The organism is Sandarakinorhabdus sp. (assembly GCF_041689835.1).
In the GTDB taxonomy this organism is placed as follows: domain Bacteria; phylum Pseudomonadota; class Alphaproteobacteria; order Sphingomonadales; family Sphingomonadaceae; genus Sandarakinorhabdus.
The window spans coordinates 1-6,913 of the sequence record NZ_JBDNFM010000139.1 but is presented as its reverse complement, the minus strand read 5'-3'; the positions used below and the strand labels follow the sequence as shown (position 1 = coordinate 6,913).

General features: G+C 65.9%; 8 protein-coding genes. 3 read left to right on the top strand and 5 right to left on the bottom strand.

Annotated features, from left to right (window positions below; translation table 11 throughout):
- The 3 genes from ACESL8_RS07660 to ACESL8_RS07650 form a co-directional block, all read left to right on the top strand.
- Positions 1-317: universal stress protein (locus ACESL8_RS07660; RefSeq protein WP_372917488.1), on the top strand; the 317-nt coding region annotated here is incomplete at its 5' end.
- Between the two features lie 55 nt (positions 318-372).
- Positions 373-1,572 (top strand): sensor histidine kinase, encoded by a 1,200-nt coding sequence (locus ACESL8_RS07655; protein ID WP_372917486.1) that lies wholly within the window; start codon positions 373-375, stop codon positions 1,570-1,572.
- Complete coding sequence (locus ACESL8_RS07650; RefSeq protein ID WP_372917484.1) at positions 1,565-2,212, top strand: response regulator transcription factor; 648 nt, start codon at positions 1,565-1,567, stop codon at positions 2,210-2,212. The genes ACESL8_RS07655 and ACESL8_RS07650 overlap by 8 nt, the downstream gene beginning before the upstream one ends.
- Positions 2,213-2,272: 60 nt before the next feature.
- Here ACESL8_RS07650 and ccoS read toward each other — a convergent pair whose 3' ends face one another.
- The 5 genes from ccoS to ACESL8_RS07625 all read right to left on the bottom strand — a co-directional run.
- Positions 2,273-2,452: a cbb3-type cytochrome oxidase assembly protein CcoS gene (gene ccoS / locus ACESL8_RS07645; protein ID WP_372917482.1), complete on the bottom strand. Its 180-nt coding sequence runs from the start codon at positions 2,450-2,452 to the stop codon at positions 2,273-2,275.
- Positions 2,449-4,596: a heavy metal translocating P-type ATPase gene (locus ACESL8_RS07640; RefSeq protein WP_372917480.1), complete on the bottom strand. Its 2,148-nt coding sequence runs from the start codon at positions 4,594-4,596 to the stop codon at positions 2,449-2,451. Before ACESL8_RS07640 ends, ccoS begins: the two co-directional genes overlap by 4 nt.
- Positions 4,593-5,051 (bottom strand): FixH family protein, encoded by a 459-nt coding sequence (locus ACESL8_RS07635; protein WP_372917478.1) that lies wholly within the window; start codon positions 5,049-5,051, stop codon positions 4,593-4,595. Before ACESL8_RS07635 ends, ACESL8_RS07640 begins: the two co-directional genes overlap by 4 nt.
- 10 nt (positions 5,052-5,061) lie before the next feature.
- On the bottom strand, positions 5,062-6,537 hold the full coding sequence (ccoG, locus tag ACESL8_RS07630; RefSeq protein WP_372917476.1) for a cytochrome c oxidase accessory protein CcoG: 1,476 nt from the start codon (positions 6,535-6,537) through the stop codon (positions 5,062-5,064).
- Positions 6,524-6,913, bottom strand: a 390-nt coding sequence (locus ACESL8_RS07625; RefSeq protein WP_372917474.1) for a c-type cytochrome, incomplete at its 5' end; no start/stop codon positions are given. The genes ACESL8_RS07625 and ccoG, both read right to left, overlap by 14 nt.

The window sequence follows — 6,913 nt, the reverse complement described above, 5'->3', positions numbered from 1 at the left end:
CCCTGCGCCTGGCGCTGCCGCTTTTGAAACGCGCCGCCGCAGTGCATCTGGTCGAGGTGAGTGACGATGTTCCGGGCCTGGCGGCACGCGAGGCGGCGCAATGGCTGTCGCGGCACGGCATCGCCGCTGATGTGCACGAATGGCCTGCCAAGGGCCGGCGCGTGAGTGTGGCGCTGCTGCATGCTGCGGCCGAATTGTCGGCCCGCTACATCGTGATGGGCGCTTATGGCCACAGCCGTTTGCGCGAAACCGTGCTGGGCGGCGTGACGCGCGAGCTGATTGCTTCGGCCAACGTGCCGTTGCTGCTGGCGCATTGAAGGCTGCCATAATCTTGCGTTGATATTGCCGGCGTTTGCGTCAGTATCGCCCGCAGTGTGCCCGTTCATCGAAAATCAGACGTCAGCCAACCCCGCCTTGCTGCACAGCGCGGAGGCGTTGCAGCGCACCATCCTCGCCACGGTTCCCGATGCGATGATCGTGATTGACGAAGCTGGCTCCATCCTGCTGTTCAGCGAGGCGGCGCACCGCATGTTCGGCTATGAAGATGCCGAAGTCGTGGGCCAGAACGTCAAGATCCTGATGCCCAATCCGGATCGCGATCGCCACGACGATTACATGCACCACTATATGGAAACCGGGGAAGCCCACATCATCGGCATCGGCCGGGTAACAGCGGGACGCCGGCGCGATGGCAGCACCTTTCCCATTGACCTGGCCATTGGCGAGGCGCGCGGCGAGAATGGCCGGCTGTTCACCGGTTTCATCCGCGATCTGACCGAAATCAGGCGCGCCGAACGGCGACTGAATGATCTGCAGGCGGAATTGTCGCATATCAGCCGTGTATCGGCGATGGGCAGCCTGGCCAGCGCGCTGGCGCACGAATTGAACCAGCCGCTCACCGCCATAGCCAGCTATGCCGAAGGCGCGCGCACGCTGCTTGGCGACGAGGGCACACCCCCGCAAGCCGACATCGATATGGTGCGCGAAGCCTTGGCCGAAGCCAGCGCCGAGGCACTGCGCGCCGGCCAGATCGTGCGGCGCCTGCGCGAATTCATTAGCCGCGGCGAAAGCGAGCGCCGGGTGGAGCCTTTGCGCCGGCTGGTGACCGAGGCTGCCGCACTTGCGCTGACCGGCACAGGTCAGACGGGTATCGGCCAGCCCGGTATAAATCTCGCAATCCGGCTCGATCCGTCGGTCGATCTGGTGCTGTGCGATCGCATCCAAATCCAGCAGGTACTGCTTAATCTGATCCGCAACGCGGTGGAAGCCATGCAGCGTTCACCGCGCCAGCAACTGGAAATTCGCAGTCGCCCGGCGCGGGGCGGCTCAGGTTCACCTCGCTGTGTCGAAGTGGTCGTATCCGACAGCGGCCCCGGCCTGGCGCCGGAAGTGACGGAGGTGCTGTTCCAGCCCTTCAACACCTCCAAGGAAAAGGGCATGGGCCTTGGCCTGTCGATCAGCCGCACCATCGTCGAGGCGCATGGCGGCCGTATCTGGGCCGAACCGTCGGATTTCGGCGGCACTGCCTTTCATTTCACTCTGGAACTGGCCGAGGATCCGCAGGATGGCTGAAAAGCGCGTCTATCTGGTTGATGATGAGCCGGCGGTACGCCGTTCTGTCGGGTTCATGCTGAAAACCTCGGGGTTCGAGGTGGAAAGCTTTGAATCCGGGGAGGCGTTTCTGAAGGCTGTGCCGCATCTGGCGCCGGGCTGCGTGCTGCTGGATGTGCGGTTGGGCGGTATGGATGGCCTGGCCGTCCAGCAATCCCTGAGAGACAGGGGTGTGGTGCTGCCGGTGATCATTATCACTGGCCACGGCGATGTGGGCCTGGCGGTGCGGGCGATGAAGGCCGGCGCAGTGGATTTCCTGGAAAAGCCATTCGAAAAGGCCGCGGTGGTGGCGGCAATCGAACAGGCACTGCTGCGCAACGATGGCCGCGCCCATCTTGATCGCCTGGCCGATCAGGCGCGGGCTCAGCTTAACGGGCTTACGCCGCGCGAACACGATGTGCTCAACGGTTTGGTGGAGGGCCAGTCCAACAAGGTGATCGCCTATGATCTGGGCATTTCTCCGCGCACCGTGGAAATTCACCGCGCCAATCTGATGTCGAAACTGGGGGTTGGGTCGCTTTCGGATGCGCTGAAGATCGCCTTTACCGCGCGCATGGCCGATCTGGCCGGGTCCAGCCCGGAGTCGTCAGAGCCGGCCTGACGCTTTTTTTTAGCGCAACCCCGGCCAGACCTGGCAGGCGTGGGAAGACGGGCCAGGGTTTCATTTCGCAGTATCGTGCGGGTCCGGTGGTTGTGGCGGTGCTTCGTCGTCCATGAAGATGCGCAGCGCAGCGCCGTCGAGATCGTCGAACTGGCCGCGCCCCACTGCCCAGAGAAACGCGAACAGGCCGAGCAAGCCGAGACCGAGCGCCACCGGGATGAGGATGATGATGCCGTTCATCTGGCCGATCCTTTCAACCGCAGCGCATTGGCCACCACGATGATGGACGAGCCCGACATCGCCAGCGCCGCCACCAGCGGGGTGACGAGGCCGGAGATGGCCAGCGGCACAGCGATCACATTATAGCCGATTGCCAGCGCGAAATTCTGCCTGACGACGGCCTGCGTGGCGCGGGCGGCGCGGATGGCGGTGGCAACCGGCGCCAGGCTGCTGCCGAGGAACACCGCATCGGCGGCATTCTGGCTGGCATCCGCCGCCGAACCCGGCGCCATCGAGACATGGCCAGCGGCCAGCGCCGGGCCATCATTGAGGCCATCGCCCACCATCAGCACATGACTGCCGCTGGCGGCGAGCGCCGTGATGACGGCGAGTTTTTCAGCCGGGTTCAGCCCGCCTTCGCCGGGGATGCCCAGCGCCTGCGCGGCCGCCGCCACCGGCCCGGGCCGATCGCCTGACAGGATGCGGGCGGGCAGGCCCAAGGCCGCCAGTTCGGTGATGGTGGCAGCGGCGGCGGGGCGCAGTGGATCGGCAAAGCGGATGAGGGTTTCCGGCGCGGTGCCGATGCTGAGCGCGGTGGCCGTCGTGTCGCCGTCGGCACTAACGGGACGGCCGAGGCGCACGGGCTGGCCGTTCCACTGGCCAGTGAGGCCGTCGCCGGGGGTTTCGGTCACCAGCGTCACCCGCTGCGGCGCCGTGCCGGCGGCAGTAAGGGCGGCGCGCAGGCTTTCCGAAAGGGGGTGGCGGCTGCGTTGGGCCAGCGCCAGCGCGATGCCGGCTTGACTGGGGTCGAGCATGGTGAGGTCGATGGGTTGGGGCGTGCCAAGCGTGAGCGTGCCGGTCTTGTCGAACACCGCCACATCGGCTTCGGCGAGGCGTTCGAGCGCGCTGCCGTCCTTGACCAGCACGCCGGCCTTCATCAACGCGCCGGCGGCGACGATCTGGGCGGCGGGCACGGCCAGGCCAAGCGCACACGGGCAGGTGATGATCAGCACCGCCACCGCGATCAGCAGGCTTTCGTGCCAGCCCGCGCCGGCCAGCATCCAGCCGACGAAACTGAGCAGTGCCAGCGTATGGACGGCCGGCGCATACAGGCGCGCCGCCTTGTCGGCGATGCGAACATAGCGGGAGCGGCCTTGCCCTGCTTCCTGCATCAGCCGGGCGATATCGGCGATGCTGGTATCGGCGCCGGCGGCGGTGACCGCCACCTCGACGGCGTTGCCAGTGTTGAGCGTGCCGGCCAGCACGCTGCCGCCGGGGCCGATCGCCACCGGTATGGATTCGCCGGTGATCAACGACTGATCGAAATGGCTGCGGCCGGTCACGATCACGCCGTCGGCCGCCAGGCGTTCGCAGCTGGCGACCAGCATCTTCATGGCGGGGCGGATGTCGGCGGCCTTGAGCCACCGGGTCTGGCCATCGCCGTCCACCACCAGCGCGCCGGCAGCCATGTGTTTGAGCAGCGCCGACACCCCGTCACGGGCGCGGTCGCGCATCACGGCATCGAGCCAGCGCCCGGCAAGCAGGAAAAACAGCAGCATCACCGCGCTGTCGAAATAGGCGTTTGGGCCGTGGGTGGTGGTTTCAAACAGGGACAGCGCCGCGGCGAGCGTGACGCCGATGGAGATCGGCACATCCATGTTGGTGTGCCCGGCCTTGAGCGCAGCCCACGCCGAACGGAAGAAGGGCTGGCCGGCATAGGCGACGGTAGGCAAGGCAATCAGGGCCGACAGCCAGTGGAACAGATCGCGCGTCAACCCGCCGGCGCCCGACCAGACCGACACCGACAGCAGCATGATGTTCATGGCGGCAAAACCGGCGACGGCCAGTGCCTTGACCAGTTGCCGGGCTTCGCCGTCAGGGCCAAGTGAATCATTGGCGGCGACGTCGCCCAGGGGGCTGGCCTCGAACCCCAGACCGGCCAGCGCGCCCACCAGCGCGGGCATATCGAGCGCCGGATCGTGGCTGATCTGCACCTGTTTTGCCGTGAAATTGGCGCGAGCAGCGGCGATCCCCGGCACGGCGGCAAGGCCGTTTTCGAGCTTGGATATGCAGCCGGCGCAGCGCATGCCCGGCACGGCAAAACGCGATACGGCCAGCGATTGAGTGAGCGTTGGGCCAGTTGGCGGCGGCGCGGGGTGGTTCATGACAACACCTCCGCAATGCGCTTGAGATCACGGCCGCTGCGGACTTCCAGCCGCACCTGCCAGCGCCCGGCTGGCAGCGGCGTGGTGGATACCAGCTGGCCCTGCCCATCGGAGGCAAAGGCCAGCGGGACATCGGCAGCGCGGCCCAGCGGGTGATGGGCGCTGCCAGTGGCGGTAAAGCCGATGCCGGGCACACCGATCACCACACGGCGCGACGCACCAAGCGACACCGGCGTGGCCCAGCCCAGCCGGGCTTGCACGCGCGATTGTTCAAGCCAACCGTTGAATTTCTGGCTGGCGACATAGCTGTTGTCCACCACGGTGCCGCTAAAGGTGCCGCTGGCCAGCCGCGCCATGGTGATGTTCACCGCCACCACCACGCCAAAGAAAGCCACGAAGATCATGGTCATGTGGCGGCCGGTGAAGGGCTTGGCGGGGCTTTTCTGGCTTTTCATGCCCCTATCCTCATTGCCGGATGAATTTGACATTGCGTGCCGCTTCGCGCGCTTCGCGGCTGCCGGGCGCGGCGCCCAGCGGCCGGGCGATCAGCGCAAACGGGGTTTCGTCCGCCGCGCCGGCCGGTGCCGCCACATACAGATGCAATGTTGTGGTGGCATCGGGCGACAGTTGCAGGGAGACGCTGCGGCCGGCGCTGCGGCGGTCCATGGCGTCGGTCCACATTCGGCCTTGCGGCAGGCCGGTCATGGCCAGTTCGACGGTGCGCGGGCGATTTTCCATGTTGCGCAGTTTCACGGTCCAGCCGTTGCGCACCTGCCCATCCGACAGTGTCACCACCACCGGGTTGCGGTCCTGCGCCGTGTCCACGGCCAGCCGTGACCGATTCCCCAGCGTAAACAGCATGAAGAAACCGATGCTGGCCCACACCACTAAATAGGCCAGCGTGCGCGGCCGTAGCAGGGTTTTCAGGATGGGCCGGGCAGCGCCGCCGCCGCGCTCGTGCTTTTCATCATCAAGGTTGAGATAATCGATCAGGCCGCGCGGGCGATTCAATTTGGCCATCACGCTGTCGCAGGCATCGATGCACAGGGCGCAGTTGATGCAGCCGATCGATGGGCCTTGGCGAATATCGACGCCTGTCGGGCACACGGCCACGCAGGCATTGCAATCGATGCAGTCGCCGACTTTTTCGCCGGTGGCTGCTGCCTTTTTGACCCCGCCACTCTTCAGCCCGTGCGTGCGCGGTTCGCCGCGCCAGTCGCGATAGGTGACGATCAGGGATTTTTCATCGAGCATCGCCGTCTGGATGCGCGGCCACGGGCACATGTAGATGCACACCTGTTCGCGCATGAAACCGCCCAGCGTGAAAGTGGTGAAGCTGAGCACGGCCACCGTGGCATAGGCGACGAACGGCGCAGTGCCGGCGAGAAACTGGCCGGCAAGGATGGGCGCATCGGCAAAATAGAAGATCCACGCGCCGCCAGTGGCGACCGCGATGACCAGCCAGATGCTCCATTTCGTCAACCGGCGGCCCAGCTTGGGCGCTGTCCACGGCGCAGCGTTCAGTTTCAACTGGGCATTGCGATCACCATCGATCCAGCGTTCGACATGCTGGAACAGATCGGTCCACACCGTTTGCGGGCAGGCATAGCCGCACCACGCCCGCCCAACGGCGGAGGTGACGAGGAACAGCCCGATGCCCGCCATGATCAGCAAGCCGGCAACGTAATAGAATTCCTGCGGCCAGATTTCGATATCGAACATGAAAAAACGGCGGCCGGCCATGTCGATCAGCACGGCCTGATCGGGGGCGTAGGGCCCGCGATCCCAGCGCAGCCACGGCGTGATGTAGTATACCGCCAGGCACAGCAGCATCACCGCCCATTTCAGGCGGCGAAACCGGCCATCCACCGCGCGCGGAAAAACCGGCCCACGTTTTTCATACAGACTGCTGGTGGGATTGAGGAGATCAAGAGCTGACATAGACCGCCCCGGCAGCTGCCGTCTCTGGCAGCGCGGCGGCTGCCGGTGCCGGGGCGGCTTCACCGCCGCCCAGCGAATGGACATAGGCCGCCAGCATCTTGATCGTCACATCGTCCAGCCGGCCGGTGAAATGCGGCATCACCCCGGCGCGGGCCTTGGCAATGGTGATCGTCAGGTTGGCGCGGTCGCCGCCATACAGCCAGATGCCATCGGTGAGATTGGGGGCGCCCAGCTCGCGATTGCCCTTGCCGGCATCGCCGTGGCAGCTGGTGCAGTTTTCGGCAAACAATGCGGCCCCGGCAGCCGAAGCGGCGCGCGCCTTTTCGGCCCCCGACAGGACCCGCACGGTGGAGACAAGCTGCTGGACCTGCCGTGT

What these genes read in the sequence shown, in the direction of transcription:
- ccoG (WP_372917476.1), bottom strand. Translation starts at nt 6,537, where the DNA reads ATGTCAGCTCTTGATCTCCTCAATCCCACCAGCAGTCTGTATGAAAAA.
- ACESL8_RS07650 (WP_372917484.1), top strand. Translation starts at nt 1,565, where the DNA reads ATGGCTGAAAAGCGCGTCTATCTGGTTGATGATGAGCCGGCGGTACGC.
- ACESL8_RS07635 (WP_372917478.1), bottom strand. Translation starts at nt 5,051, where the DNA reads ATGAAAAGCCAGAAAAGCCCCGCCAAGCCCTTCACCGGCCGCCACATG.
- ccoS (WP_372917482.1), bottom strand. Translation starts at nt 2,452, where the DNA reads ATGAACGGCATCATCATCCTCATCCCGGTGGCGCTCGGTCTCGGCTTG.
- ACESL8_RS07640 (WP_372917480.1), bottom strand. Translation starts at nt 4,596, where the DNA reads ATGAACCACCCCGCGCCGCCGCCAACTGGCCCAACGCTCACTCAATCG.